Below are 25,528 nucleotides of genomic sequence, written 5' to 3' on the forward strand. Positions count from 1 at the left end.
ACAGGTTCCAGACAAGGGGCTGCCCAGCATCTGTCCACAGCCGTGGGTCCCGATACCGAGGAGCGCGTCATGAGTCTTGCCGCCACCGAAGTGTTTGCCGCTCCTTTACGATTGAGCGCCCGTCTGGTTTCTGAGCTGGGTGCGCAGAACAGCACGCTGCGGGCTGCGGTCCAGGGCTTCGATGCTGCGGTCATCGTCTACGTGGGCGGCGAGATCGACGCCCTCAACGACGACACATGGCGTTTGCTGCTGGCGGAGGCGTCGGCGTTCGCCAGCGCGCCACAACTGTTCATGGTGGATGTGAACAGCGTGGACTTCCTCTCGTGCTCGTCGCTTCTTGCGCTGGCCGAAGAGGCGAACCGGTGTCGGGAGCGAGGAATCGGGATGTGCCTGGTGAGCCTGCATCCCTCCGTTGCGCGGACCATCGCAGTCTGCGGACTGAGCGACATACTCCCGGTGCACGAGACCGCCCCCCAGTGCCTGCAACTGGTCGAACACGGCCGCGAGCAGGCCAGCTAACTAGCCCTCCCGCGTCACCGTCACGCTCGATGACGGTGACCCGCATCAGGGCCGGCGCAGGGCGACCACCGTGACGTCGTCGTCGATGTTGTCCGAGGCCATCTCTGTCCAGATCCACGACGCCGGCGCGGTGTTGGCCCGGCCGAGGGTCTCTGCCAACCGATCCAGCCCGTCGTCGATCGACTCACCGCGTCGCTCCACCAGGCCGTCGGAATACAGCACCAGCCCGTGGCCGGGCTCGACGGTGAACGTACTTGCCTCGTACGTCACGCCCTTGATGCCGATGGGCGGCGAAAGCTGGATCGGTGCCAGGGACGCGGTCGGCGAGGAGTTGGTCAGGTACGGCTTCAAGTGGCCCGCGCAGGCGGCCTCCACCTGCCCGGAGGAAAGGTCGACCCGGGCCGCGACGACCGTGGCGAACGCGCTCGGCATCAGATGCAGGCAGAAAGCGTTCAGCTGATCCAGCGCATCAGCGGGCGTGGCGCCGGCGAACAACTGGGCCCGCAGCGCGTTGCGCAGCTGTGCCATGGTGCCGGCGGCGGTGATGCCGTGTCCGGCCACGTCGCCGATCAACACGATCAGCCGGCCGTCGCGCAACTCGAAGGCGTCGTACCAGTCACCGCCGACGTTGTCGCCGGCTGCCGGCTCGTAGTGCGCCGACAGGTGCCACTCCGGCAGCGCCGGGATGGACTCCGGCAACAGGCTGCGCTGCACCCGTTCGGCCACCCGCAAAGCGCCCCGGGTGCGTCGGTACAGCGATTCCACGAGGTGGCGGCGCAGGGACTCAGCCGACTCCATCTCGCTCAGGCTCCACGGATCGCTGCGCTGGCGGACGACCTCGCGCCACCGGTCGAACGACTTGCGGGGGCTGAGCCGGACCTCGTCTCCCTCTCCCAGGACGATCGTCTTGTTGTGCGGGTCACCGCCCCAATCCACCGAGCGCAGCACCTCCCGGCGGAACCAGATGGCGCATTGCCCGTCGGGCAGATTCAGCGCGAGCGCCCCGGCGGCCAGTTCAGGATCGAGGTTGAGCTCGGGCAACTCGTGGGACAGGCAGTCGGTGCCGGCGATCTCATCGCCGGCACCCCGTGCCCAGTTCGCGACGGCAGACACGACGTGTGGCGGGGGAACCGAGCCCAGTGCCTGGTAGTCGCCCTGCATGTCGACGACGACGCCGTCGGCGGCCACCAGGTCAAGCAGATCGGGTGCGCCGAGCAGCGCGGCGGACAGCGGTTCCCGATCATCCAGCGTCGCGGCGGTGATTTTGGCCAACACCGCCTGAGCGGACAGCCGCTTGTGTAGTTGATCGCCTTCGAAACGGTCGACGAGCCGGAGCGACAGGGTCGATCCGAGGAACTCGGCCGCCGCCCGGGTGCCGAAGGGTGGCAGGTGCGGACCGGCGTAGTGGTGGCAGGCAATGAGTCCCCACAATCGCCCGTGCCGCAGCAGCGAGATCGACATCGACGCATGCACGCCCATGTTCTGCAGATACTCGATGTGGATCGGTGACACGCTGCGCAAAGTGGCATGGGTGAGGTCCAGCTCCGACCCGGAATCCGGGTCGATGGCCGGCACCAGCGGCGCGGGTGTGTAGTCGACATCGTCGATCAGCCGCAGCCAGTTCTTCTCGTACAGCGCCCGCGCCTGCGCCGGGATGTCGGTCGACGGGTAGTGCAGACCGAGGAACGAATTCAGGTCCTCGCGTTTGCACTCGGCGACCACCTCGCCGTTGTAATCCTCGTCGTAGCGATACACCATCACGCGATCGAAGCCGGTGAGGTCGCGCACCGCCCGCGCGGTGATGGCGTACAGCTCAGCCAGCGAGTCGGCCCGGTTGAGCTCCTCGACCGAGTTCCGCACCGCCTGATAGGTGTTCGGGAACGAGAACGGCCGCTCGCCGTAGGCGACTTCGATCTCGACCAACAGGACGCCGCCGGGTCCACGATGCAAGATGGCGTCGAATGCCCGGGACTGTCCGGCGACGTCGATGTCGCAGGCCAGCGGGTTGCGCTGGCTCAGATCGCCGAAGGTCGACGCCGCCTGCTCGACCATGCCGGCCTGCTCGGCGCCCATCAGCTCTGACAGCGGTCGGCCCAGGACGTCGTCCACCGAACGACCGAGCAATTCGGCGACGTTGGCGCTGACCTGCCGGATCTCGAAATCGGGCTCGCGGACCACCGCGAGCACGCCGCGCGGCTGAACGCTGCCGGGGATGTGAATGGGTTCCCGGGCGCAGTTGTCCAGGTCGATGGGCGTACCGGCCGGGAGCAGGTCGGGGACCGGCAGATCGTCCGTTGCCGACAACCACCGCTGGCTGCTCGTCATGGCGCTGCCGAATCGGCTCTGGGTACCGCCTGCTCGGCAGGGGGCCGACGCACAAGCACAAATTCTCCCGCGGCCCCTGAAGGGGCATCGCTAGCTGGCGGAAAATAATTCGGGCGGATGCCCGCATCCGAGAATTCAATCCGCACGATGGAAGGCTGGCGTCTCAACCTATAGACAATCTACGCATATGCACGGTTCGTTGCCACGTGGCCCGTCGGCGTTGCGCCCATTTCCTGTGGCGTTTCGGCATGTCGCCTGCAACGCGCCTCGCAAGAATGCTTCCGCAAAAATTGCCCGGACCAGCCGGGCGATTAGTTTTCGGCGGGTGCGAGCGAATTTGCCGCGGAACGGACGGGAATTTCGAATCTGTGATGACCGTCGGCAATCTCACACGCGGCGGCTCGTCACCGCGCCCGCGCACCCAACCCGGCGAACTGCCGCAACCAGTCGAACCATGCCGTCATGCCCTCACCGGTGCGTGCGCTTATCGGCAGAATCGTGGCCGTCGGATTCACCTGCCGAACATGGTCGATGTAGGTGTCGACGTCTGCGTCCAGGTGAGGAACAAGGTCGATCTTGTTGAGTAGCACGATGTCGACCGACCGGAACATCACCGGGTACTTCAGCGGCTTGTCCTCGCCCTCGGTGACCGAGTAGACCATCGCCTTGGCGTGCTCGCCGACATCGAATTCGGCCGGGCAGACCAGGTTGCCGACGTTCTCGATGATCACCAGATCAAGTTGGGGCAGGTCGAGTCCCTGCAGGGCGCGGTTAACCATGGGGGCGTCGAGGTGGCACTCACCGCCGAAGCCGTTGTTGGTGTTGAGCAGCGAGATCTGGGCGCCGCGGCCGCCGAGTTTCGCGGCGTCGAGGTCGGTGGCGATGTCGCCTTCGATCACACCGACCGCCAGATCGCCGGCCAGTTCGTCGAGCGTGGCGGCCAGCACCGTGGTCTTGCCGGAGCCTGGTGAGCTCATCAGGTTCAGAGCGCGGATGCCGTTGCCTTCGAACGCCGCGCGATTGATGTCGGCGCGGGTGTCGTTCTCGGCGAAGATCGACTCCAGCACCTCGATGCGCTGCGAACCGGTCGAATAACCACTGTGGTCACCATGGTCATGGTCATGGTCATGGTCATGGTCATGGCCGTGGTGGTGATCGTGGTCGTCGTGTTCGTGGCTGTGCACGGTGCCGTCGTCGTGCCGGTGAAATCTACCCATTTGCTTGACCTTTCATGACACCTGGACCGACGTCACCAGGAACTCGTTACCGCGGACCACCTCGACGTCGGCACTCTCACACTCCGGGCAGCACACCGACCATCGTGACTCGATCTGTGAGCGCGATCCGCAGCCCCGGCACTGCACCTCGGCGGCCACCAGTTCGAGCTCCAATGCGGTGTCGGCCATGGTGTCGTCGAGATGTTGACAGACCAGCGACCAGCAGAATTCCAACGACTCGGGAACCACTTGACGCAGCGCGCCGACCTGCACCCGGACCACATCGACATGACGGCCTGCCGCGTGCGGTTTGACCACCCCCGCGATCGCATGGCAGAGCGACAATTCGTGCACTACACCATGCTGCCCTCTCCGAGTTATCGGTGTCGCGAAGATTGAGTGCGGAAAAACGCAGACTTTGTGTGCGAAATTGTGATTGTCGGCACTTTCGGGCCGGTCTAGCCTGAGCGAGACCGCCCGCGCCGCCAGCCCTGTGGGCGCGGGGGTCCATTGCTGCTCAGGAGGTTCGGGTGGGCAGTCGGAGTGGCACGGTGACGAGCGTGCGGTTGCGACTCGACATTGCGGGCGTGGTCCAAGGCGTCGGATTCCGTCCCGCGGTCGCGCGCATCGCCGCGCGCCACGGCCTGTCCGGCTGCGTCTACAACGACTCCGGTTCGGTGCACTGCGAGCTGGAGGGGCCACCGGACGCGGTTGATGCCGCGGCGCGCGCGATCAGCACCGACCAGCCGCCGATGGCCCGCATCGACTCGATCCGCACCACCCCGGTGGCGCCCACCGGAGAGTCCGGCTTCCGGATCGTCGGTAGCCGCAGCGGCGACCGCCGCACCCTGGTCCCACCCGACATCGCGGTCTGTGAGGACTGCCTGCGCGAACTGCGCGACCCGGGCGACCGTCGTCACGGGCACCCGTTCATCACGTGCACCAACTGCGGTCCCCGCTACACGGTGATCACCGATCTGCCCTACGACCGTCCCGCCACCACGATGGCGGCCTTCCCGATGTGCGAGCGGTGCGCGGCGGAATACCGCGACCCGCTCGACCGCCGCTTCCATGCCCAGACCATCGCCTGCCCCGAGTGTGGGCCCACGTTGTCGTGGCACGGCCCGGGCGCCGGTGACGATCCGGTGGCTGCGGCCGCCGCGGCGATCGATGACGGCCTGATCGTCGCGGTGAAGGGCATCGGCGGGTTCCACCTCGCCTGTCGCGCCGACAGTCCCGCCGCAATTTCAGAGTTGCGGCGACGGAAATCCAGGCCGGCCAAGCCATTTGCGGTCATGGTGGCCGATATTGCGGTGGCTGAGCGCATCTGCGAGGTCGACGGAGAGGCGGCGAATCTGCTGCGGTCGCCCGCCGCACCGATCGTGCTGTTGTCCGGACGTGACGGTTCGCTGCAAGACGCGGTGGCGCCGGGTCTGTCCGAAATCGGTGTGATGCTGGCGTATTCGCCGCTACACCATCTGCTGTTCGACAGGCTGGGTCCGGTGCCGCTGGTGATGACGTCCGCCAACAGCGGTGGATCGCCGATCGTCTTCCGCGACGCCGACCTCAGCTGGATCGACGGGCTCGCCGACGCGGTGCTCACCCACGACCGTCCCATTCACGTTCCGTGCGAGGACTCGGTGCTCGCAGTCGACGCAGACGGGAGTGTGGTGCCGATCCGGCGGTCCCGCGGCTATGCGCCGCTGCCGGTGTCGGTACCGGTCACGACGACGCGCACGCCGATCCTGGCCACCGGCGGCGACCTCAAGACGACCTTCTGCCTGATGTCCACCGACGGCCACGCGCACCTGTCGTCGCATCTGGGCGACATGGCCGACCCGCGCACGCAGGACTGTTTCGAATCGGCCTTTGGCCATTTGGCGTTCATGACCGACTGCCGTCCGGGTGCCATTGTCTGTGATCTGCATCCGGCCTATGCGACCACCAACTGGGCACGCCGGCAGGGTCGGCCGCTGGTGCAGGTGCAACACCACCACGCCCACGCGGTGTCGTTGCTCGCCGAGCACGGCCGCCTCGGTACGCCGATGCTCGCGGTCGCGTTCGACGGCACCGGCTACGGGACTGACGGATCCATCTGGGGTGGCGAATTCCTGATCGTCACCGACCCTGCGTCGTTCACGCGGGTGGGACATGTCAAACCGTTCGCGCTGCCGGGCGGCGACGGGGCGGTACGCCGCCCCGGCCGGATCGCGCTTGATCTGTTGCACCGGACGGGAACTGACTGGGCGCCCGGCATTCCGGCGGTGGACGGTCTGACCGACCGGGAGCGCCATGTGCTGGCTCAACAGATACCCCGGGGCAGCGGGTGTGTCCCGACCAGCAGCATGGGCCGCCTCTTCGATGCGGTGGCCAGCCTGCTCGGAGTCTGCCAGGACGTCACCTACGAGGGGCAGGCGGCCGTCGAACTCGAGCACCTGGCCCGTCGCGGCCGGGCGGTACCGCTGGAATTCGGCGTGGACGCAGGCGTTCTGGACCCGTCACCGCTGATCGTCGCACTGGTGCGGGCGTTACGCCGGGGCACACCGGCAGCCGACCTGGCGGCGGGATTCCATGCCGCCGTGATCACGGCGACCGTGCAGGCGGTATGCCAGGCCGGGATCAGCACCGTCGGCCTGACCGGTGGTGTGTTCGTCAACCGGATACTGCGCGAAGGACTGCGCAGTCAATTGGCCGACAAGGGATTTGAGGTACTGACGCACGCGGTGTTGCCTTGCAACGACGGCGGTCTCGCGTTGGGTCAGGCCGTCATCGCGGCGCAGCAACAAGAAAGGGGGACCAGCGTATGTGTCTCGGAATTCCCGGCAAGGTAGTCGAGACCTGGGAGGAGGCGGGCACGCGAATGTGCACCGTCGACTTCGGCGGCACCACCAAGACAGTGTGCCTGGCGTACCTGCCCGACATGCAGATCGGCGAATACACGATCGTGCACGCGGGATTCGCGATCACCCGGCTCGATGAGGCCTCGGCTCAGGAAACGCTGCGCATGTTCGAGGAACTCGGGGTACTCGATGAAGAGCTGTCCGGCTCAGAAGGGCAAGTGGCAGGGCAGAGCAGGAGGGAACCGGCATGAAGTACCTGGACGAATTCCGCGACCCGGTGGCCGCTCGCACGCTGGTAGACCACATCAAGAAGCGCGCCACCAAGACCTGGACCATCATGGAAGTCTGTGGCGGACAGACGCATTCGATCATCCGCAACGGGATCGACCAGTTACTGGACGGAGCGGTGGAATTCATTCACGGGCCCGGCTGCCCGGTCTGCGTGACGCCGCTGGAGATGATCGACCGGGCGCTCGAGATCGCCGCACGTGACGACGTCATCTTCTGCTCCTTCGGCGACATGCTGCGGGTGCCCGGCAGTCGTCAGGACCTGTTCGGGGTCCGGGCCAGAGGTGGCGACGTCCGCATCGTCTACTCGCCGCTGGACGCCACGCGGGTGGCTGCGGACAACCCCGACAAAGAGGTGGTGTTCTTCGGGGTTGGCTTCGAAACCACGGCTCCGGCGAATGCGATGGCGGTGGTGCATGCGCAGCGCCTGGGGCTCACCAACTTCTCGATGCTGGTGTCTCACGTGCTGGTGCCGCCGGCCATGACGGCGATCCTGAGTGCCCCGACCAACCGCGTCGAGGGTTTCCTGGCGGCGGGCCACGTCTGCACCGTGATGGGCACCGGTGAGTACGGGCCGCTCGTCGAGCAGTTCCGCGTTCCCATCGTGGTCACCGGTTTTGAACCGCTGGACCTGCTGGAGGGTGTCCGACAGGTGGTCGATCTGCTGGAGGCGGGAACACCGGAGCTACGCAATGCGTATCCGCGAGCCGTGACTGACGTGGGCAACACCGTTGCGCAGCAGACTCTTTCGGACGTCTTCGTGGTGACCGACCGGCAGTGGCGGGGCATCGGCATGATCCCCAAGTCCGGATGGACGCTGTCGCCGCGCTATGCGCAGTTCGACGCCGAGCTGAAGTTCGGGGTGGGACACCTGCGGGTGTCGGAGTCCGCCGAATGCCACAGCGGGGAAGTGCTGCAGGGGCTGCTGAAACCCAACGAATGCCCGGCGTTCGGCAAATCCTGCACACCGCGGACGCCGCTGGGCGCCACCATGGTGTCCAGCGAAGGCGCCTGCGCGGCCTACTACCAGTTCCGGCGGCTGGAAGCCTCCGCACATGCCTGAGCCACCCGTGGCGATCGATCCCGCGGACTGGGTGTGCCCGCTGCCGTTGCGCGAGACCAAACGCATCGTGCTCGGTCACGGAGGCGGCGGCGTGCTGTCCGAGGAATTGATCGAGAATCTGTTCCTCCCGGCGTTCGGCGGCACGGCCGGTGCGGCACGCGACTCGGCCCTGCTCGACGTCGCCGGCGGGCGTATTGCCGTCACCACGGATTCCTATGTGGTGCAACCGCTTTTCTTCCCCGGCGGCAACATCGGCGACTTGGCCGTCAACGGCACCATCAACGACTTGGCCTGCAGCGGAGCCCAACCGCTGGGGCTGACGGCCGGGTTCATTCTCGAGGAGGGGTTGGAACTCGACGTGCTCGGCGCCGTCGCGGAGACCATGGGTAAGGCCGCTGCCGGTGCGGGAGTGGGCATCGTCACCGGAGACACCAAAGTGGTGGCCAAGGGAAGCGCCGACGGACTCTTCGTCAATACCGCCGGGGTCGGCGTCGTCCCGGCCGGCGTGCACATCGGACCCGAGCGGGCCCGTCCCGGCGATCACATCCTCGTCTCGGGAAACCTCGGCGAACACGGTGTGGCGATCATGAGCGTGCGGGAAGGGATCGACTTCGGCACCGTGGTGACCACGGACAGCGCACCGCTGCACCTGTTGGTCGCGGCCATGCTGGCGGCCGGGGGAACTGCCGTGCACACCCTGCGCGACCCCACCCGGGGCGGGCTCGTGGCGTCGGTCATCGAGATCGCCCGTGCCGCATCGGTGGGAGTCGAGCTGGACCTGGCCGCCATTCCCGTACCGGAGACGGTGTCGTCGGCCTGTTCCTTCCTGGGACTGGACCCGCTGCAAGTGGCCAACGAGGGCAAGATGGTGGCGTTCGTCGACCCGTCACACAGCGAGGCGGTGCTGGAGGCGATGCGGGCGCGGCCGGAGGGCGCTGCAGCGGCGATCATCGGCCGTGTAGTGCCAGAGCATCCGGGCATGGTAGTGGGCAAGACACCGTTCGGCACCACCCAGGTGATCGAACGTCAACTGGGCGAACAGCTTCCGCGGATCTGCTGAGCGCGGGGTGGTCGCGGCGAGTGTGAATCCCACGCCGCGACGCGCCGCTGGGGCGTCGTGCGATTCACTGTCGGCGGCCCCCGACGCGCGCCGCCCACCACTGACCGTGCACCTCGCGGCAGCCCTGCGCCAGCAACTGTCCGGGTTGGTCGAACCCGGTCCGCACCGCCGCCGCGCCGGTGAAGTCCTGATCGACGGTGTAGCCGTTGGTCACCACCAGGGTGGCCAGTCCGGCGCCTCGGGCCGCCCGCAGGCCGATCGACGAGTCTTCAACCGCCAGAACATCTTCGGCGGGCAGACCCAACCGATCCAGCGCCGTCAGGTAGGCCTCGGGGTCGGGTTTGAGCCGGTCGACGTCGTCTCCGGTGACGATCACCTCCGCGACACCATCACCCACCACGTGCCGGACCAATGGTTCGACCCAGCGCTTGCGGCCGGTTGTGGCTATTCCCACGCGGACACCGGAGGTGTGTAGATCGGTGATCAGCTTCGACAGCCCGGGCCGCCCGCAGATCGCACCGTTGAGGACGCGCATGGTGAACAGCGCCGTCTTGGTGCGGTGGACGTCCTCGGCCAACCGCCCGGCGCGGGTACCGAATCCTCGCTGTCGCAGGTCATGTGTGATTCGACGGCGCCCACCCGCGATCGCCAGCAGCCGGCCGTACACCTCTGGCGTCCAGACGATGTCCAGGCCGTGTTTGGCGAATGCGTCGTTGAACGCCAGCCGATGACCGTTGCGCTCGGTATCGGCCAGCGTCCCGTCGACGTCGAAGATGACAGCTTGCAGCGCCATGCGTCACCCGGACGCTCGGGCGATGCTGTGCAGCGCCGCCTCGGCGACCGCGGCCGCCGTCAGGCCCAGGTGTGCGGCGACCTCCGGCCCCGGTCCACTGGCGCCGAATCGCTCGATGCCGATCACCGTGTCAAACGGTCTCGCCAGGGCCCGCCACCCGGTGGTCACTCCGGCCTCGATCCACACCACCGGCAGGTCGGGCAACGCCGCGATTCGTTCCCGCCACATCACCGACACTACGATCGCGGCGATCCCGCGCTCGGCCAACAGTTCTGCGGCCTGCATCGCCAGCGCGACCTCAGAGCCGCTGGCCGCCAGCATCACATGCGGGGTGTCGGCGACGGGCCGCACCACCCGCATGCCGTACTGGCGAACATCGTCCAGGCCCGAGCCACCCAGCTCAGGCAGGTCCTGCCGGCTGAGCACCAACACCGTTGGGCCGTCGGTGTTGTCCGCCGCGATCTGCCACGCCAGTGCGGTCTCGGCGGAGTCGGCCGGCCGCAGCACGGTCAGTCCGGGGATGAGCCGCAGCGACTCCAGCTGCTCGACGGGCTGATGTGTGGGGCCGTCCTCACCGACATGCACCGAGTCATGGGTGAACACATACACCACCGGCAGATTCATCAGCGCCGAAAGCCGCAGGGCCGGGCGCAGATAGTCGGCGAACACCAGGAAGGTGCTGCCGAACGGGCGCAGCCCGCCGTGCAGGGCGATGCCGTTCATCACCGCCGCCATCGCGTGCTCGCGGATCCCGAAATGAATTGTGCGGCCGCTGAAGTCGTCCGGTGTGACATCGCCGCCCGGAATCGCGGTGTTGGTCGAGGCGGCCAGGTCCGCCGACCCCCCGATAAGGCCCGGATAGACCGCGGCCAGAGCATTGAGCGCCTTGCCGGAGGCCTTGCGGGTCGCCGACTTTCCGCCCGCGGCAGCACCATCGGCCAGCGGCGTCAGCACCGACAGATCGTCGGCCACCGGAATGCAGTCCAACGGGAAATCCGCGGACAGTTGCGGATGGTCGACCTGCCACGCGGCGTGCGTCTGGGCCCACTGCGCATGCGCCCGGGCACCGCGCGCGGCCGCCACGGCCGCCGCCGCGCCCACCGCGAGCGGCACATGGAACTGCTCGTCTGGCCAGTCCAGACGGGTGCGCATCGCCTGGATCACGCTCGAACCCAACGGGCTGCCATGGGCTTTCGAGGTTCCCTCGACCCCGGGAGCACCGTAGCCGATGGTGGTACGCACCCGGATGAAGGTGGGCCGGCCATCCCCGTCGGTCGCCTCGGTGAACGCCCGGTCCAGGGCCGGCACGTCGTTGCCGTCGGCAACATTGAGCACCCGCCACCCGTAGGCGGCGAACCGGCCCTCGACGTCGTCGGCGCAACTCTGCGAGGCCGGACCGTCGATGGTGATGTCGTTGTCGTCGAAGATCACGATCAGCTTGTTTAACCGCAGCCGTCCGGCCAGTGAGGCGGCCTCGTGGCTGATGCCCTCCATCAGGTCGCCGTCGCCGGCCAGCACCCAGGTGCGGTGGTCGACGACGGTGTGCTGGTCGGTGTTGCAGCGGGCGGCCAGCATCCGTTCGGCCAGCGCCATGCCGACCGCGTTCGCAATGCCCTGTCCCAGTGGGCCTGTCGTGGTTTCGACGCCGGGCGTGTGGCCGTATTCGGGATGGCCGGGCGTTGCCGAGCCGAGTTGACGGAACTTGCGCAGTTGGCTGACCGGCAGGTCGTATCCGAAGACGTGCAGCAGGGCGTACAGCAGCATCGAGCCGTGGCCGGCGGAGAGCACGAACCGGTCCCGGTCCGGCCAGCGCGGGTCGGCGGGGTCGTGGCGCAGATGCCGCGACCACAGCGTCCACGCGATGGCGCTGGTGCCCAACGGCAGCCCGGGGTGGCCGCTGTTGGCGGCTTGCACCCCGTCGACGGCCAGGAACCGCAGCGTGTTGATCGCGAGTTGATCCAATTCGTCGGTGCGGGTGGATGTTTCGTGGGTGAGCGGTGCGATGGTCATCGGGTCACCAGGCTTTCGTCGATGTGGCGGGCGGCGGCACGGAGCGCCTCGGCGCGCTCGGGCATGGAACCGGCGAACAGAGCGGAACCGGCGCAGAACACGTCGGCCCCGGCCGCCGCGGCCCGGCCGATCGTGGACGGGCCGATACCGCCGTCCACCTCGAGCTCGATTTCCAGTCCGCGGCTGTCGATTTCGGCTCTGGCAGCGGCGATCTTGGGCTCCATGCCGGTCAGATAGCGTTGCCCGCCGAATCCCGGGTTGACGGTCATGATCAACAGCAGGTCGGTGATGTCGAGGACGTCGACGACCGAGGCCAGGGGAGTGGCGGGGTTGAGCGCCACGCCCGCGCGGGCGCCGAGGTCGCGGATGCTGGACAGGGTGCGATGCAGGTGCCGGCACGCTTCGGCATGCACGATGACGATTCCGCAACCCGCCTCCACCCAGCGCGGCAACATCGGGTCGGGATCCTCGACCATCAGGTGCGCCTCGAATCCCATCGTCACGATGTCGCGGCAGGCGGCGATCACGTCGGGCCCGAACGTCAGGTTCGGCACGAACCGGCCGTCCATCACGTCCCACTGGATGCGGTCGACGCCGGCGTTCTCGATCTCTGCCACGTCGCGACCGAGTTCGGCGAAGTCCGCCGGTAGCACCGACGCGACCAAGACTGGGTCCACCACTTTCACCACCACCTCCGTTACCTCCATGGCCAAACTATGGTGGCTCGGCGCTCGCCGAATCCCCCATCGCGGGGGTAATTCGGGGGTGTTGCGGCCGGCGAGTGTGGAAGGCACGACGTTTCACCGGCGTGTCGCGTCGGGCAATTCACACTCGACGGAATAAAAGGTTGCTATTGCCTTTATCGTTACTGCATGACGGTGGTAACTGCGACACCTGTTCGCGTCGTATTGGTGGACGACCATGAAATGGTCATCGAGGGTCTCAAGGCCATGCTCGCGTCGTTCAAGAACCGGGTGCGAGTAGTCGGGGAGGCGGTCGGCGCCGAGAACGCGATCGGCGTCATCGAGAGCCTGCAGCCCGATATCGTGCTGTGCGACGTGCGCATGCAGGGTGCCAGCGGGCTGGATCTGTGTCGCACGATTCGCGAACGTAACCCGGCCTCCAAGGTGATCCTGCTGTCGGTCTACGAGGACGAGCAGTACCTGTTCCAGGCGTTGCGGGTGGGGGCGTCCGGGTATCTGCTCAAGGGGATCAGCAGCGACGAACTGGTGCGCCAACTCGAGTACGTCCAGGGTGGTTCGACCGCCATCGACGCCGGCCTGGCGGCGCGCGCCGCCGACACGGCCGCCCGTCTGCAGCGCGACGAATTCTGGCCGGGAGCACGCCAGGGACTGAGCCAGCGGGAGAGCGAGATTCTGTCGTTCGTGGTCGCCGGCCTGTCCAATCGCGGCATTGCCAGCAAACTCGTCATCGGCGACGAGACGGTGAAGAGCCACCTGCGCTCGATCTACCGGAAGCTGGGCGTCAGCGACCGCACCGCCGCCGTCGCCGTCGCGCTGCGCGAGGGGATCTACCAGTGAACGTGCGCGGCCTGGTGGACGCCGACCGCGAGGTGGCGCTGCTGCTCGACATCGTCGCCGCGACCGGCAGCGGGCCGGCGGTCGAGCCCGTGGCGGCGGCCGTCGCGCGGCTCATCACCACGGCCACCGCGTCCGACGTGTGCTTCGTGCACGTGCTGGACGACTCCGGCGGCTCGCTCACGCTGGCCGGTGCCACGCCGCCGTTCGACGAACACATCGGACAGGTCCAGCTGCGACTGGGTGAGGGCGTCTCGGGCTGGGTGGCGCAGCACCGCGAACCGGTCGTCATCACCAGCGGCAAGGACGAGGACCCGCGCTACGTTCCGATCCCGGCGTTGCGCGGCTCGGACTTCACCTCGATGGCGTCGGTCCCGATGGAGACCGGGCTGGGCCGGCTCGTCGGCGTCCTGAACGTGCACACGGTGGCCCGCCGGGACTTCACCGAACGCGACATCCAGCTGCTGTCGGCTATCGGCCGCCTGACCGCCGGCGCGCTCGACCAGGCCCGGGTGCACCGGCAGCTGGCGGCCAAAGAGCGAGTGCACGGCAACTTCGCCGAGCAGGTGATCGCGGCGCAGGAATCCGAACGGCGGCGACTGGCCGGCGACATCCACGACGGGATCAGTCAGCGGCTGGTCAGCCTGAGCTACCGGCTCGACGCCGCCGCTCGCGCCGTCGAGATCGACGACTCCGCCGAGGCCACCGAGCAGCTGGAGAAGGCCCGCGACCTGGTCGATCTCACGCTGGCCGAGGCGCGTTCGGCGATCGGCGGCCTGCGGCCACCCGTCCTGGACGACCTCGGCCTGGCCGGCGGCCTGGCCAGCCTGGCCTCGACGATCCCGGAGGTCGACCTGGATCTCGAACTGGCCGACGAGCGGCTGTCCGAACACGTCGAGGTGGCGTTGTACCGCATCGCGCAGGAGTGCCTGCAGAACGTCGTCAAGCACTCCCGGGCGATGACGGCCACGGTGCGATTCGCGGTGTCCGACGGCGAGGCCCGCCTGCAGGTTGCCGACGACGGTGTGGGTTTCACGCCGTCTCCCGGCCGGGCGCCCACCAGCTACGGGATGCTGTCGATGACAGAGCGCGCGGAGCTGGTGGGCGGCCGGTTGGCGGTGCGGTCCACGCCGGGATCGGGCACCACGGTGACGGTGACCGTGCCGCTGGCGGGTCAGGCGGGCTGAAGCTCGCCGCGCAGCCGCAGGGCCGCCGCGTTCGCGCTGACATGGCTGGACAGCGCGTCCTGCGCTGCGGCGATCTTCAGTTCGTCCCCGCGCCACGCCGTGAGCGCCGGCGACACCAGTGCCCGGCCGAAGGAGAACGTCAGCGGCCACGGTGTGCGATGGGCCTGCAGCGCGGTGAGGTTTGCCGTGGCGCGCTGCGGCGACTGCCCGCCGGACAGGAACGCAACGCCGGCCAGCTCGCCTGGCCAGGCACGCAGCACCGAGACCGTCGCCTCGGCCACCTGCTCGGCGGTGGCCTGCACCGGGTGGTCCTCACCTTCGATCACCATGTTGGGTTTCAGCACGATGCCGCCCAGGTCCACCCGCAGCAGGCCGAGCTGCTGACGCACGGCGGCATGCACACTGGCGGTCACCTCGGCGCACCGCTCGATGCCGTGGTCACCGGTCATCAGCACCTCCGGCTCGACGATCGGCACGATGCCGGCTTCCTGGCAGGCCGCGGCGTAGCGGGCCAGCGCATTGGCATTGCAGGCGATCGCGCCCCAGCTCGGGGTGTCGTCGCTGATGGTGAACACCGCGCGCCATTTGGCGAACGCGGCGCCCATCTTCGCGTACCGCGCGAGCCGGCCCGGTAGGCCGTCCAAACCCTCGGTGACTGTCTCGCCGGGCAGACCGGGGCACGGCTTGGCGCCGGTGTCGACCTTGATCCCGGGCAGCATGCCCAGGTCGCGGACCGCCTGAGCGAACGGTCGCCCGTCGCTGAACACCTGGGCGAGGGTCTCCTCGCAGAAGATGATTCCGGAAACCCCGGCGGCCAGGCCCGGTGTGCTGGCCAGGATCTCGCGGTAGGTGCGCCGGCTGTCGGCGGTGGCGGTGACACCCGCCTGCTCCAGCCGGCTGGACATGGTCGCGACGCTCTCGTCGGCGGCCAGAATTCCTTTGCCAGGTGCGGTCATGGCCCGGGCGATCGTTCTGCATGCGTTCATGCGGCACACCGTAGGAACCACGCGGGCAACCGGTCCTCACCCGAACGGTGGAACCGGCGGGGGTAGCAACAACACTTAACTATTTACTTGATGATTGATGGCCTATTCTCGATAGACAGCTTCAGTATCGCGCTGACACGATTTCGAGCCATGACACAGAGATGGAACGCGGGAGTCATCCCGTACGCAGAAATGGGCTACTGGCAGCCGGACTACGTGCCGAAGGACACCGACGTGTTGTGTGCCTTCCGGATCACTCCGCAGGAGGGTGTTCCCCCCGAGGAGGCCGGAGCGGCCGTCGCCGGCGAATCGAGCACCGCGACCTGGACGGTGGTGTGGACCGACCGGCTCACCACCTTCGAGCACTACCAGGCCAAGTGCTACCGCGTCGACGCGGTGCCGAACACGCCCGGGCAGTGGATCGCCTGGATCGCCTACGACCTTGACCTGTTCGAGGAGGGCTCGATCGCCAACCTGACCAGCTCGATCATCGGCAACGTGTTCGGGTTCAAGCCGCTCAAGGCGCTGCGCCTGGAGGACATGCGAATTCCGACCCACTACGTCAAGACCTTCCAGGGACCCGCGCACGGCATCGTGATGGAGCGTGAACACCTGGGCAAGTTCGGCCGGCCGCTGCTGGGCGCCACCACCAAACCCAAGTTGGGCCTCTCCGCCCGCAACTACGGCCGGGTGGTCTACGAAGCCTTGCGCGGTGGGCTGGACTTCACCAAGGACGACGAGAACATCAACTCCCAGCCGTTCATGCGCTGGCGCGACCGCTTCCTGTTCTGCATGGAAGCCGTCAACCGGGCACAGGCCGCCACCGGCGAGATCAAGGGGCACTACCTCAACATCACCGCCGGAACCATGGAGGAGATGTACGAGCGGGCGAACTTCGCCGCCGAACTGGGCTCGGTGATCGTGATGATCGACCTGACGATCGGCTACACCGCGATTCAGTCGATGGCCAAGTGGGCCCGCGACAACGGCGTCATCCTGCACCTGCACCGCGCCGGGCACGGCACTTACACCCGGCAGAAGACGCACGGCGTCAGCTTCCGGGTCATCTCGAAGTGGATGCGGCTGGCCGGCGTCGACCACATCCACGCCGGCACCGTCGTCGGCAAGCTCGAAGGCGACCCCAACACCACCGCCGGCTTCTACGACACGCTGCGCCTGGACAGCGTCAAAGCCGACCCGGTCAAGGGCCTGTACTTCGACCAGGAGTGGGCGTCGATGCCCGGCGTCATGCCGGTCGCCTCGGGCGGCATCCACGCCGGCCAGATGCACCAACTCATCCACTACCTGGGCGAGGACGTGGTGCTGCAGTTCGGCGGCGGCACGATCGGGCACCCGATGGGCATCGCCGCCGGCGCCGAAGCCAACCGGGTCGCGCTGGAAGCCATGATCAAAGCCCGCAACGAGGGCCGCGACTACTACCACGAGGGTCCCGACATCCTGAAGAAGGCCGCCTCCCGCAACCGCGCGCTGGACACCGCGCTGGCCACTTGGGGCGACATCACCTTCAACTACGAATCCACCGACACCCCCGACGTCGTCGCGACGCCGACCCGGGTCTGACCCGTTCAAGCAAGGAGCTCGCTATGCGAATCACCCAGGGCACCTTCTCGTACTTGCCCGACTTCACCGACGAAGAGATCACCGCGCAGATCAACTACGCGCTCGACCACGACTGGCCGCTGTCGGTGGAGTTCACCGACGATCCCCACCCGCGCAACATCTACTGGGAGATGTGGGGCCTGCCGATGTTCGACCTCAAGGACGCCGCAGGCGTGCTGCTCGAGGTCAACGCGTGCCGGGCGGCCAACCCGAACAGCTACATCCGTCTCAACGCATATGACGCGAGCTTGGGCAGGCAGACGACGGCGCTGTCGTTCATCGTCAACCGCCCGGCCGAGGAGCCCGGCTTCCGGCTGGACCGTGCCGAGCGGGCCAACCGGCAGATCGGCTACAGCACCTTCGCCTACGCCACCGAGCGCCCGAGCGGGCAGCGGTACGAGTCGTCATGACCGCGTTCGGTTACCGGCCCGGGGCCACGGTCGCGGAGCCGGAACCCGAAATCCTGGACCCGGATGCCGTCGTCGATCTGGCGGCGGCCCGGGCCACCTCGGGTGTGGACGAGGTGCTGTCCGGGCTGGACCGCGAGCTGGTCGGCCTGGAGCCGGTGAAGACCCGCATCGCCGAGATCGCGGCGCTGCTGCTGGTCGACCGCATGCGGGAACGCTTCGGCGTGCAGACCGCACAGCCGACGCTGCACATGTGCTTCACCGGCAATCCGGGCACCGGCAAGACCACCGTGGCGATGCGGATGGCCGACCTGCTGCACCGGCTCGGTTACCTGCGCCGTGGGCATCTCGTCAGCGTCACCCGCGACGACCTGGTCGGCGAATACGTGGGGCACACCGCCCCGAAGACCAAGGACGTCATCAAGCGGGCGATGGGCGGAGTGTTATTCATCGACGAGGCCTACTACCTCTACAAGGTCGAGAACGAGCGCGATTACGGCGGCGAGGCCATCGAGATCCTGCTGCAGGTGATGGAGAACAACCGCGACGACCTGGTGGTGATCCTGGCCGGCTACGCCGACAAGATGGACCAGTTCTTCTCCGCCAACCCGGGAATGCAGAGCCGCATCGCCCACCACATCACCTTCCCGGATTACACGGTCGGCGAGCTCGAGGACATCGCCGGGCTGATGATCGACGGGCTGGGCTACCGGTTCTCCGACGAGGCCCGCGCGGTGCTGCACCAGTATCTGCACCGGCGCCGCGACCAGCCGTGGTTCGCCAATGCCCGCAGCGTGCGCAACGCCCTCGAGCGAGCCCGGCTGCGCCACGCGCGCCGATTACTGGCCGACGCGGACACGCCGGTCGGCCTGGCCGAGCTGACCACGATCGAGGCGGTAGACCTGTTGGCCAGTCGGGTGTTCGAGACACGGGAGAGCGCATGACCACCAACGCGCGTTTGCGGGCCCTCGTCGAGGTGGCCGACACCGGCTCGGTGCGGGGGGCCGCGGAGCGCCTGGTGGTCACCGAGTCGTCCATCTCCTCGGCGCTGCGAGCGCTGAGCCAGGACATCGGGATCACGCTGGTCGACCGGCATGGCCGGGGTGTGCGACTCACACCGGCGGGTCTCCGCTACGTCGAGTACGCGCGGCGCATCCTCGGCCTGCACGACGAGGCGATCCTGGCCGCACGCGGCGAGGCGGACCCGGAGAACGGGTCGATCCGGCTGGCCGCGGTGACATCGGCCGGGGAGTTGTTGATCCCGGCGGCTCTGGCCTCTTTCCGGGCCGAGCATCCCGGCGTGGTGTTACACGTCGAGGTGGCCGCGCGCAGCGCGCTGTGGCCGATGTTGTCCCGGCACGAGGTCGACCTGGTTTTCGCCGGACGCCCGCCGGAGGAGTTGCGCAGCAAGGTCCGGGTCAGGGCGGTCAGCCCGAACACGCTGATCGTGGTGGGCTGCCCGTCGGTTGCCGACGGGTTCGTCCCGGCGGCGGCCACCTGGCTGCTGCGTGAGCAGGGTTCGGGCACCCGCTCGACGCTGATGACATTGCTCGAGGACCTCGACGTCGCACCGCCGCAGCTGGTGCTCGGATCGCACGGCGCGGTGGTGTCGGCGGCCGTCGCCGGCCTCGGGGTGACCCTGGTGTCGCGGCAGGCGGTCCAGCGGGAACTGGACTCCGGCGCGCTGGTCGAGTTGCCGGTGCCGGGCACGCCGATCAAGCGGCCCTGGCATGTGGTCAGCCAGCCGACCCCGCCGATGGCCACCGAGCTGCTGATCAGACACCTGGTGTCGCATCAGGAGTTGGGCTGGCGGCAGGTCAGCGCGGTGCGGCGCGCGTCCTAGCCCGGCCCGCGCCGAGTCGCGCGACACTCGCGCCTCCGGTTCTCCCCGCGACACTGACACCACGCACACGACACGCCGCGGCGGGTGTGCGTGGTGTCAGTCTCGGCGGCGTTCGAGGGCCGAACTTTTAACGCCGCAGCGTCTCCGACGGCGCCTCACCCCACCGTTTGCGGTATTCCACGGCGAAACTGCCCAGGTGGTTGAACCCCCAGCGTTCCGCCACCGCGGTGACGGTCACGCCGTCGGAGGGCATGGCGTCCATCAGCTCCTCATGCACCCGCTCCAGCCGGCGCTCCCGGACGTAGGTCATCGGCGTCATATTGAGCTCCTCGCGGAAGCCTTGCTGGATCGACCGGACGCTCATGTGCACCGCCTTGGCCAGGTCGTCCATCGTGATGCGCTCGGCCAGGTGGTCGTCGATGTAGTTCATCGCGTCGTGGACCACCACGCGGCGCGGATCCGGCTGTACGGGCTGCAGGAACTCCTCGTAGTAGTTGGACGGCTGCAATTGCAGCAGCGTGCTCATCACCAGCTCCTCGATCGCGCCGATGCCCTGTCCGCGCTGGATCAGCGAACCGGGGTGGAAGACCTCGCTGTGGATCAGCTGCACCGCGGTGTGCCAGCGCATCGCGGCTTCGGTCGCGAGGTCGAATTCGGGATCGAACTCCAGCGGCTTGGTCAGACTGCGGCCGAGCAGCCGGGTGAGATGTGCGGCCATCGCGCGCTGTTCGATCCTGATCAGCAGCTGCGGAGAGTCGACGTCGAACTGGACGCGCAGCGCTTCGCCGGGACTGGTGACCAGCGCCCGGATCGTGTTCGCCTCGAAGCTGTGACCGCGGTGGTCCACCAGGGCGCGGCCGTTCATCGGCATGTGCACCCCGAAGTACTGACCCAGTGCCGGGATGTCGACGGTCGCCGCCACATGGACGTCGAGATAGAGCATGCTCACGTTGCGCAGGCGCACCCCGTGCATGGTCGCAGCAAACCCGTCGGTGTCCTCTGGGCCGACGTGGAGAGACAGCGGAGCCAATGCCTTGGCCATCAGTCGCATGGCCTCCGTCGGATTCTCCGTATAGAAGATCTCGTTGTCCGCCAGCGCCGGCGGGACACCACGCGAGCGCACCTTGCGGCGCACCGGATTGGAGGTCCGGCGGACGTCGATATACCCGAGTCGGGTCAGCCGCGACATCGGCGATCACCCCGGTAAAGGGCAGGTAAACCCCCTGGCAGCGGCCACCGCGACCGTGAACCGTTCATTAAAGAATCGGTGGCGATCATGCAAGCCTCTCGGTGGCCGAGCGCGCGCCAACGCGCTTAACTGTTCGCAATCCTGACAGCTGCTGCGCGAAAGCGATAGGCAGAGTTCGAACCGGCGGCTAGTTTGTGATCGAGGCCACAGGTAATCGGGACCAAGCCCGCCCGATTCGCTTAGGAGGTTCCCATGTCGGCAAACGGTCAGGTTGTCGCGCTCTCGCCGGGCGACCAGCTTCGTGACCGGCTTGACGACCCCGCGATCGCCGCGTCGCTCAACAGCCTGCTCGACCACGCCGACCTGTTGGCGATCCTGGTGACCGGCCTCGACGGCCTGGTGCGACGCGGTGACCAGATCAGCGAGTCGGTGGCCTCGGCCGTCGGCGAGATCCGGGGTGCCTCGTTGACGGTTCCCGGCTTCGACGAGGTGAAGGCCGAGTTGGGGTCGGTGGACGTGCAGGCGCTGGCGGCGACGCTGGCATCGCTGGCGTCGGCGTTGGTGGCCGCGGCACCCACGTTGAACAAGATCCTCAACTCGCCCCTGGTAGACCCGCAGGCCGCCGACGTTCTCGCCGACCTGGGCGAGGCACTCGTCGAAGGCAAGGCGGCGGCGGCAGCCGACCCGGGTGGGCCGAAGGGCCTGTTCGGGCTGTGGAAGGTCAGCAAGGACAAAGACATCAACCGTGGCCTGGGATTCCTGATTCAGGTAGCCCGGGCATTCGGTCGGCAACTACCGAAATAACAAAAAACTTTTCATCTAATAAAAACGTGGTCGCGCCCTCGGCCGCTATTCGAGAGGAGTTCCTATGGCTTCCGTTTTATGGTTTCAGGGCGGGGCATGTAGCGGTAATACCATGTCATTTCTCAATGCCGAAGAGCCCAATGTCGTCGATTTGATCGTCGATTTCGGGCTCGATCTGTTGTGGCACCCGTCCCTGGGCCTCGAACTCGGCAAGAACGCGCAGAAGGTGTTCTGGGACTGCGCCAAAGGGGAGCGCCCGCTGGACATCTTCGTGTTCGAGGGCACCGTCATCGAGGCACCCAACGGCACCGGCCGGATGGACATGTTCGCCGACCGCGCGATGAAGGACTGGGTCACCGACCTGGCCGCCGCGGCCCAGATCGTGGTCGCCATCGGCGACTGCGCGTGCTTCGGTGGCATCCCGGCCATGGAGCCCAACCCGTCGGCGTCGACGGGCCTGCAGTTCCACAAGCGGGAGAAGGGCGGCTTCCTGGGGCCGGACTTCCGGTCCAAGATGGGCCTGCCGGTGATCAACATCCCGGGCTGCCCCGCACACCCGGACTGGATCACCCAGATCATCGTCGCGCTGGCCACCGGGCGGGCCGGTGACATCACCCTCGACGAGTTGCACCGGCCTGAGACGTTCTTCAAGACATTCACCCAAACCGGTTGCACCCGAGTGCAATTCTTCGAGTACAAGCAGTCGACGATGTCGTTCGGCGAGGGCACCCGCACCGGTTGCCTGTTCTACGAATTCGGCTGCCGCGGCCCGATGACCCACTCGCCGTGCAACCGCATCCTGTGGAACCGCCAATCCTCGAAGACCCGTGCCGGCATGCCGTGCCTGGGCTGCACCGAGCCGGAGTTCCCGCACTTCGACCTGGCGCCGGGAACCGTGTTCAAGACCCAGAAGGTCAGCGGCATGATCCCCAAGGAAGTGCCCGAGGGCTCGGACCACCTCACCTACATGGCACACGCCGCGGCCGCGCGGATCGCGGCACCGCAATGGTCCAAAGAAGACATGTTCGTGGTCTGACGACCAGCACGCCAACAGCCCTGGTAGTGCACGAAATCATTTGGGAGGATTCATGACCGCGCTCGACCTGTATGTCAGCCCGCTGGGCCGCGTCGAGGGAGACCTCGACGTGCGCGTCACCGTCGAGGACGGTGTCGTCACTTCGGCCTGGACCGAGGCGGCGATGTTCCGCGGCTTCGAGATCATCCTGCGGGGCAAGGACCCGCAGGCCGGCCTCATCGTTTGTCCGCGCATCTGCGGCATCTGCGGTGGCAGCCACCTGTACAAGTCCGCGTACGCGCTGGACACCGCCTGGCGGACGCACATGCCGCCCAACGCGACCCTGGTCCGCAACATCTGTCAGGCGTGCGAGACGCTGCAGTCGATTCCGCGCTACTTCTATGCGCTGTTCGCGATCGACCTGACCAACAAGAACTACGCCAAATCCAAGCTGTACGACGAGGCGGTCCGCCGTTTCGCACCCTACGTGGGCACGAGTTACCAACCGGGCGTAGTGCTTTCGAACAAGCCCGTCGAGGTGTACGCGATCTTCGGTGGTCAGTGGCCGCACTCCAGCTTCATGGTGCCCGGCGGAGTCATGTGTGCGCCAACGCTTTCCGATGTCACTCGGTCCATCTCGATTCTGGAGCACTGGAAGGACAACTGGCTGGAGGGCCGCTGGCTGGGCTGCAGCATCGACCGCTGGCTGGAGAACAAGACCTGGGATGACGTGCTGGCCTGGGTGGACGAGAACGAGTCGCAATACAACAGCGACTGCGGCTTCTTCATCCGCTACTGCCTGGACGTCGGCCTGGACAAGTACGGCGCCGGCGTGGGCAACTACATCTCGACCGGTACGTACTTCGACCCGTCGCTGTACGAGAACCCGACCATCGCCGGGCGCAACGCCGCGCTGATCGGCCGCTCCGGTGTGTACGCCAAAGGTCAGTGGCACGAATTCGACCAGGCCAACGTTCGCGAGGACGTCACGCACTCGTTCTACGAGGGCAGCCGGCCGCTGCACCCGTTCGAGGGCGAGACCATCCCGATCGACCCCGAACAGGGCCGCAAGCAGGGCAAGTACAGCTGGGCCAAGTCGCCGCGCTACGCGGTCGGCGATCTGGGCAACATCCCGTTGGAGGCTGGGCCCCTGGCCCGCCGGATGGCCGCCGGTGGTCCCAATGCGGCCGCGCACCAGGACAACGACCCGCTGTTCGTCGACATGTACAACAAGATCGGGCCCAGCGTCATGGTCCGTCAGCTCGCTCGCATGCACGAGGGCCCCAAGTACTACAAGTGGACCCGCGAGTGGCTGGACCAGCTGAACCTCAAGGAGAGCTTCTACTCCAAGCCCGTCGAGCACGCCGAAGGCATGGGCTTCGGCTCCACCGAGGCCGCCCGGGGCGCGCTGTCGGACTGGATTGTGCTGGAAGACAACAAGATCAAGAACTACCAGGTGGTGACCCCGACCGCGTGGAACATCGGCCCGCGGGACAGCTCCGAGGTGCTCGGCCCGATCGAGAGCGCGCTGGTGGGATCGCCGATCGTCGACCCGGAGGACCCGGTGGAACTCGGACACGTGGCGCGGAGCTTCGACTCCTGCCTGGTGTGCACCGTGCACGCCTACGACGGCAAGACGGGACGCGAACTGTCCAAGTTCGTCATCAACGGGATGGTGTGATCCTGACTGCATACGACTGCGGACTGGGCGCCCCCGACGACACCCAGGACCTGGCCCCGCCGGGATGCGAGGTCCTGGTGATCGGGTGCGGAAACCTGTTGCGCGGCGACGACGGCGTCGGACCCGTTCTGGTCCGGCATCTGTGGGAGCGGGGCGTTCCCGACGGGGCGAAGCTGGTCGACGGCGGCACCGCGGGCATGGATGTGGCATTTCAGATGCGCGGCGCGCAGCGGGTGGTGATCATCGACGCCGCGGCCACCGGCTCGGCGCCCGGCACCATCTTCAAGGTGCCCGGCGAAGAGCTGGAGAACCTGCCGCCCCTGCAGGGCCTGCACACCCATTCCTTCCGGTGGGACCATGCGATCGCCTTCGCCCGCTGGGCACTCGGCGACGAATGCCCCACCGACATCGCTGTCTACCTGATCGAGGTGGCCGGCGTGGAGCTCGGCGCCGAGCTGTCCGAAACCGTCGAGGCAGCAATGGAACTCGTCATCGACCGGATCGAAGCCGAGTACTTGGCCGAGCTGCGGCCGGCGCCGGACACCGACGTCACCGTCGAGTTCACCCCTGACGGCTACCTGCGTCTGGACGCGTCGCTGGCCGCCAGCCGGTTCCCGTCCGACGCCGTGGTCGCCGTGGTACGCGACGGCGATCTCTGGTTGATTCCGCTGCGCGGGCCGCGCAGCGGCGGTCTGCTGTTGAAGCAACGCAACCCCGCCGGAGATCGCTCACTGCTCATTCGTGAGGTGATCGAAGGCAGGGTCGGCGTGACTGGTGCATTCTGGGACGATGCACAGAAGTCGCTGCGGATCCCCTTGCATGACGGACTGCGCGACGCGCCGGAGCCGCCGGGGTGATTCTGATGGCTGAGCGTCCGACCGTCGGGGGGCAACAGGAGGAGCCGGAGCGCCCGCCGACGGTTGTCCGCGCCGACAGTTCGGCCGACGAAGCGCTGGACGTTCAGACCGTAGTCGTGGAGGAAGACGGCCGCTGGGCCGTAGAGATCGTCGTGGTGTTTGCCGACGGAGTGGTCCGGCGGCGCATCGACACCCACCACACCAAGCGGCGCGCCGAGATCTCGGCAAGCCTGATCAAACGCGCCGCCGAGCGCAATATCCGAGGACCGATCAATGGGTGAATGCC

The 25,528-nt window shown here is 67.4% G+C and carries 24 protein-coding genes; 16 read left to right on the forward strand and 8 right to left on the reverse strand.

Annotated elements, in window-relative coordinates; translation table 11 throughout:
• Positions 1–69: 69 nt before the first annotated feature.
• Positions 70–519, forward strand: a complete 450-nt coding sequence (locus tag QXH22_RS17255) for an anti-sigma factor antagonist (protein WP_306239717.1) — start codon at positions 70–72, stop codon at positions 517–519.
• Positions 520–564: 45 nt separating this feature from the next.
• On the opposite strand, the gene QXH22_RS17260 is transcribed toward QXH22_RS17255, so the two are convergent.
• From QXH22_RS17260 to QXH22_RS17270, 3 genes are all read right to left on the reverse strand, one after another.
• Positions 565–2,844 carry a SpoIIE family protein phosphatase gene (locus tag QXH22_RS17260; RefSeq protein ID WP_306276435.1) on the reverse strand — a complete coding sequence of 760 codons (2,280 nt, stop codon included), beginning with the start codon at positions 2,842–2,844 and terminating at the stop codon, positions 565–567.
• 404 nt (positions 2,845–3,248) lie between these two features.
• Positions 3,249–4,061 carry a hydrogenase nickel incorporation protein HypB gene (gene hypB, locus QXH22_RS17265; protein ID WP_306276436.1) on the reverse strand — a complete coding sequence of 271 codons (813 nt, stop codon included), beginning with the start codon at positions 4,059–4,061 and terminating at the stop codon, positions 3,249–3,251.
• Between the two features lie 12 nt (positions 4,062–4,073).
• Entirely contained in the window at positions 4,074–4,415 is a 342-nt protein-coding gene (locus QXH22_RS17270; RefSeq protein WP_306276437.1) for a hydrogenase maturation nickel metallochaperone HypA, read from the reverse strand.
• Between the two features lie 176 nt (positions 4,416–4,591).
• Between QXH22_RS17270 and hypF the strand changes: the two genes are divergently transcribed.
• The 4 genes from hypF to hypE are packed head-to-tail and all read left to right on the forward strand — an operon-like array spanning position 4,592 to position 9,312.
• The gene (gene hypF / locus QXH22_RS17275; RefSeq protein WP_306276438.1) at positions 4,592–6,892 is read left to right on the forward strand and encodes a carbamoyltransferase HypF; all 2,301 of its coding nucleotides are present in this window, start codon (positions 4,592–4,594) and stop codon (positions 6,890–6,892) included.
• Positions 6,865–7,152 carry a HypC/HybG/HupF family hydrogenase formation chaperone gene (locus tag QXH22_RS17280; protein ID WP_306239725.1) on the forward strand — a complete coding sequence of 96 codons (288 nt, stop codon included), beginning with the start codon at positions 6,865–6,867 and terminating at the stop codon, positions 7,150–7,152. The genes hypF and QXH22_RS17280 overlap by 28 nt, the downstream gene beginning before the upstream one ends.
• Positions 7,149–8,252 carry a hydrogenase formation protein HypD gene (gene hypD, locus QXH22_RS17285; RefSeq protein ID WP_306276439.1) on the forward strand — a complete coding sequence of 368 codons (1,104 nt, stop codon included), beginning with the start codon at positions 7,149–7,151 and terminating at the stop codon, positions 8,250–8,252. Before QXH22_RS17280 ends, hypD begins: the two co-directional genes overlap by 4 nt.
• Entirely contained in the window at positions 8,245–9,312 is a 1,068-nt protein-coding gene (hypE, locus tag QXH22_RS17290; protein WP_306276440.1) for a hydrogenase expression/formation protein HypE, read from the forward strand. Before hypD ends, hypE begins: the two co-directional genes overlap by 8 nt.
• Before the next feature lie 64 nt (positions 9,313–9,376).
• Here hypE and QXH22_RS17295 read toward each other — a convergent pair whose 3' ends face one another.
• The 3 genes from QXH22_RS17295 to rpe are packed head-to-tail and all read right to left on the reverse strand — an operon-like array spanning position 9,377 to position 12,822.
• Positions 9,377–10,105: an HAD-IA family hydrolase gene (locus tag QXH22_RS17295; protein WP_306239728.1), complete on the reverse strand. Its 729-nt coding sequence runs from the start codon at positions 10,103–10,105 to the stop codon at positions 9,377–9,379.
• Positions 10,106–10,108: 3 nt separating this feature from the next.
• Positions 10,109–12,115, reverse strand: coding sequence for a transketolase (tkt, locus tag QXH22_RS17300; protein ID WP_306239729.1), 2,007 nt, complete (start codon positions 12,113–12,115; stop codon positions 10,109–10,111).
• Positions 12,112–12,822, reverse strand: a complete 711-nt coding sequence (gene rpe, locus QXH22_RS17305) for a ribulose-phosphate 3-epimerase (RefSeq protein WP_306276441.1) — start codon at positions 12,820–12,822, stop codon at positions 12,112–12,114. The genes tkt and rpe overlap by 4 nt, the downstream gene beginning before the upstream one ends.
• Positions 12,823–12,987: 165 nt before the next feature.
• Between rpe and QXH22_RS17310 the strand changes: the two genes are divergently transcribed.
• Together QXH22_RS17310 and QXH22_RS17315 are read left to right on the forward strand one after the other, a co-directional pair.
• Positions 12,988–13,656 carry a response regulator transcription factor gene (locus tag QXH22_RS17310; RefSeq protein ID WP_306239731.1) on the forward strand — a complete coding sequence of 223 codons (669 nt, stop codon included), beginning with the start codon at positions 12,988–12,990 and terminating at the stop codon, positions 13,654–13,656.
• Positions 13,653–14,840 carry a GAF domain-containing sensor histidine kinase gene (locus tag QXH22_RS17315; protein ID WP_306276442.1) on the forward strand — a complete coding sequence of 396 codons (1,188 nt, stop codon included), beginning with the start codon at positions 13,653–13,655 and terminating at the stop codon, positions 14,838–14,840. The genes QXH22_RS17310 and QXH22_RS17315 overlap by 4 nt, the downstream gene beginning before the upstream one ends.
• Here QXH22_RS17315 and QXH22_RS17320 read toward each other — a convergent pair.
• Positions 14,828–15,826 (reverse strand): class I fructose-bisphosphate aldolase, encoded by a 999-nt coding sequence (locus QXH22_RS17320; RefSeq protein WP_306239734.1) that lies wholly within the window; start codon positions 15,824–15,826, stop codon positions 14,828–14,830. The genes QXH22_RS17315 and QXH22_RS17320 overlap by 13 nt on opposite strands.
• Positions 15,827–15,976: 150 nt before the next feature.
• Here QXH22_RS17320 and QXH22_RS17325 point away from each other — a divergent pair, with 150 nt between their 5' ends.
• The 4 genes from QXH22_RS17325 to QXH22_RS17340 are packed head-to-tail and all read left to right on the forward strand — an operon-like array spanning position 15,977 to position 19,696.
• Positions 15,977–17,407, forward strand: a complete 1,431-nt coding sequence (locus QXH22_RS17325; RefSeq protein ID WP_306239735.1) for a form I ribulose bisphosphate carboxylase large subunit — start codon at positions 15,977–15,979, stop codon at positions 17,405–17,407.
• 23 nt (positions 17,408–17,430) lie between these two features.
• On the forward strand, positions 17,431–17,856 hold the full coding sequence (locus QXH22_RS17330) for a ribulose bisphosphate carboxylase small subunit (protein WP_065134978.1): 426 nt from the start codon (positions 17,431–17,433) through the stop codon (positions 17,854–17,856).
• On the forward strand, positions 17,853–18,797 hold the full coding sequence (gene cbbX / locus QXH22_RS17335; protein WP_306239736.1) for a CbbX protein: 945 nt from the start codon (positions 17,853–17,855) through the stop codon (positions 18,795–18,797). Before QXH22_RS17330 ends, cbbX begins: the two co-directional genes overlap by 4 nt.
• A complete protein-coding gene (locus QXH22_RS17340; RefSeq protein WP_306239737.1) occupies positions 18,794–19,696 on the forward strand; it encodes a LysR family transcriptional regulator in 903 nt (300 codons plus the stop codon). Before cbbX ends, QXH22_RS17340 begins: the two co-directional genes overlap by 4 nt.
• A gap of 127 nt (positions 19,697–19,823) precedes the next feature.
• Here QXH22_RS17340 and QXH22_RS17345 read toward each other — a convergent pair whose 3' ends face one another.
• Complete coding sequence (locus tag QXH22_RS17345) at positions 19,824–20,885, reverse strand: AraC family transcriptional regulator (RefSeq protein ID WP_306239738.1); 1,062 nt, start codon at positions 20,883–20,885, stop codon at positions 19,824–19,826.
• 252 nt (positions 20,886–21,137) lie between these two features.
• Between QXH22_RS17345 and QXH22_RS17350 the strand changes: the two genes are divergently transcribed.
• The 5 genes from QXH22_RS17350 to QXH22_RS17370 all read left to right on the forward strand — a co-directional run bounded on the left by QXH22_RS17350 (position 21,138) and on the right by QXH22_RS17370 (position 25,523).
• Entirely contained in the window at positions 21,138–21,689 is a 552-nt protein-coding gene (locus QXH22_RS17350) for a DUF1641 domain-containing protein (RefSeq protein WP_306239739.1), read from the forward strand.
• Between the two features lie 64 nt (positions 21,690–21,753).
• Positions 21,754–22,725, forward strand: coding sequence for a hydrogenase (locus QXH22_RS17355; RefSeq protein WP_055580998.1), 972 nt, complete (start codon positions 21,754–21,756; stop codon positions 22,723–22,725).
• A 52-nt stretch (positions 22,726–22,777) separates the two neighbouring features.
• A complete protein-coding gene (locus QXH22_RS17360) occupies positions 22,778–24,385 on the forward strand; it encodes a nickel-dependent hydrogenase large subunit (RefSeq protein ID WP_306276443.1) in 1,608 nt (535 codons plus the stop codon).
• 77 nt (positions 24,386–24,462) lie between these two features.
• A complete protein-coding gene (locus tag QXH22_RS17365) occupies positions 24,463–25,242 on the forward strand; it encodes a hydrogenase maturation protease (protein WP_371934276.1) in 780 nt (259 codons plus the stop codon).
• A 5-nt stretch (positions 25,243–25,247) separates the two neighbouring features.
• On the forward strand, positions 25,248–25,523 hold the full coding sequence (locus tag QXH22_RS17370) for a hypothetical protein (protein ID WP_306239742.1): 276 nt from the start codon (positions 25,248–25,250) through the stop codon (positions 25,521–25,523).
• The last annotated feature ends 5 nt before the right edge of the window (positions 25,524–25,528 follow it).

This window comes from Mycobacterium sp. TY814 (assembly GCF_030755175.1).
Lineage (GTDB): Bacteria > Actinomycetota > Actinomycetes > Mycobacteriales > Mycobacteriaceae > Mycobacterium.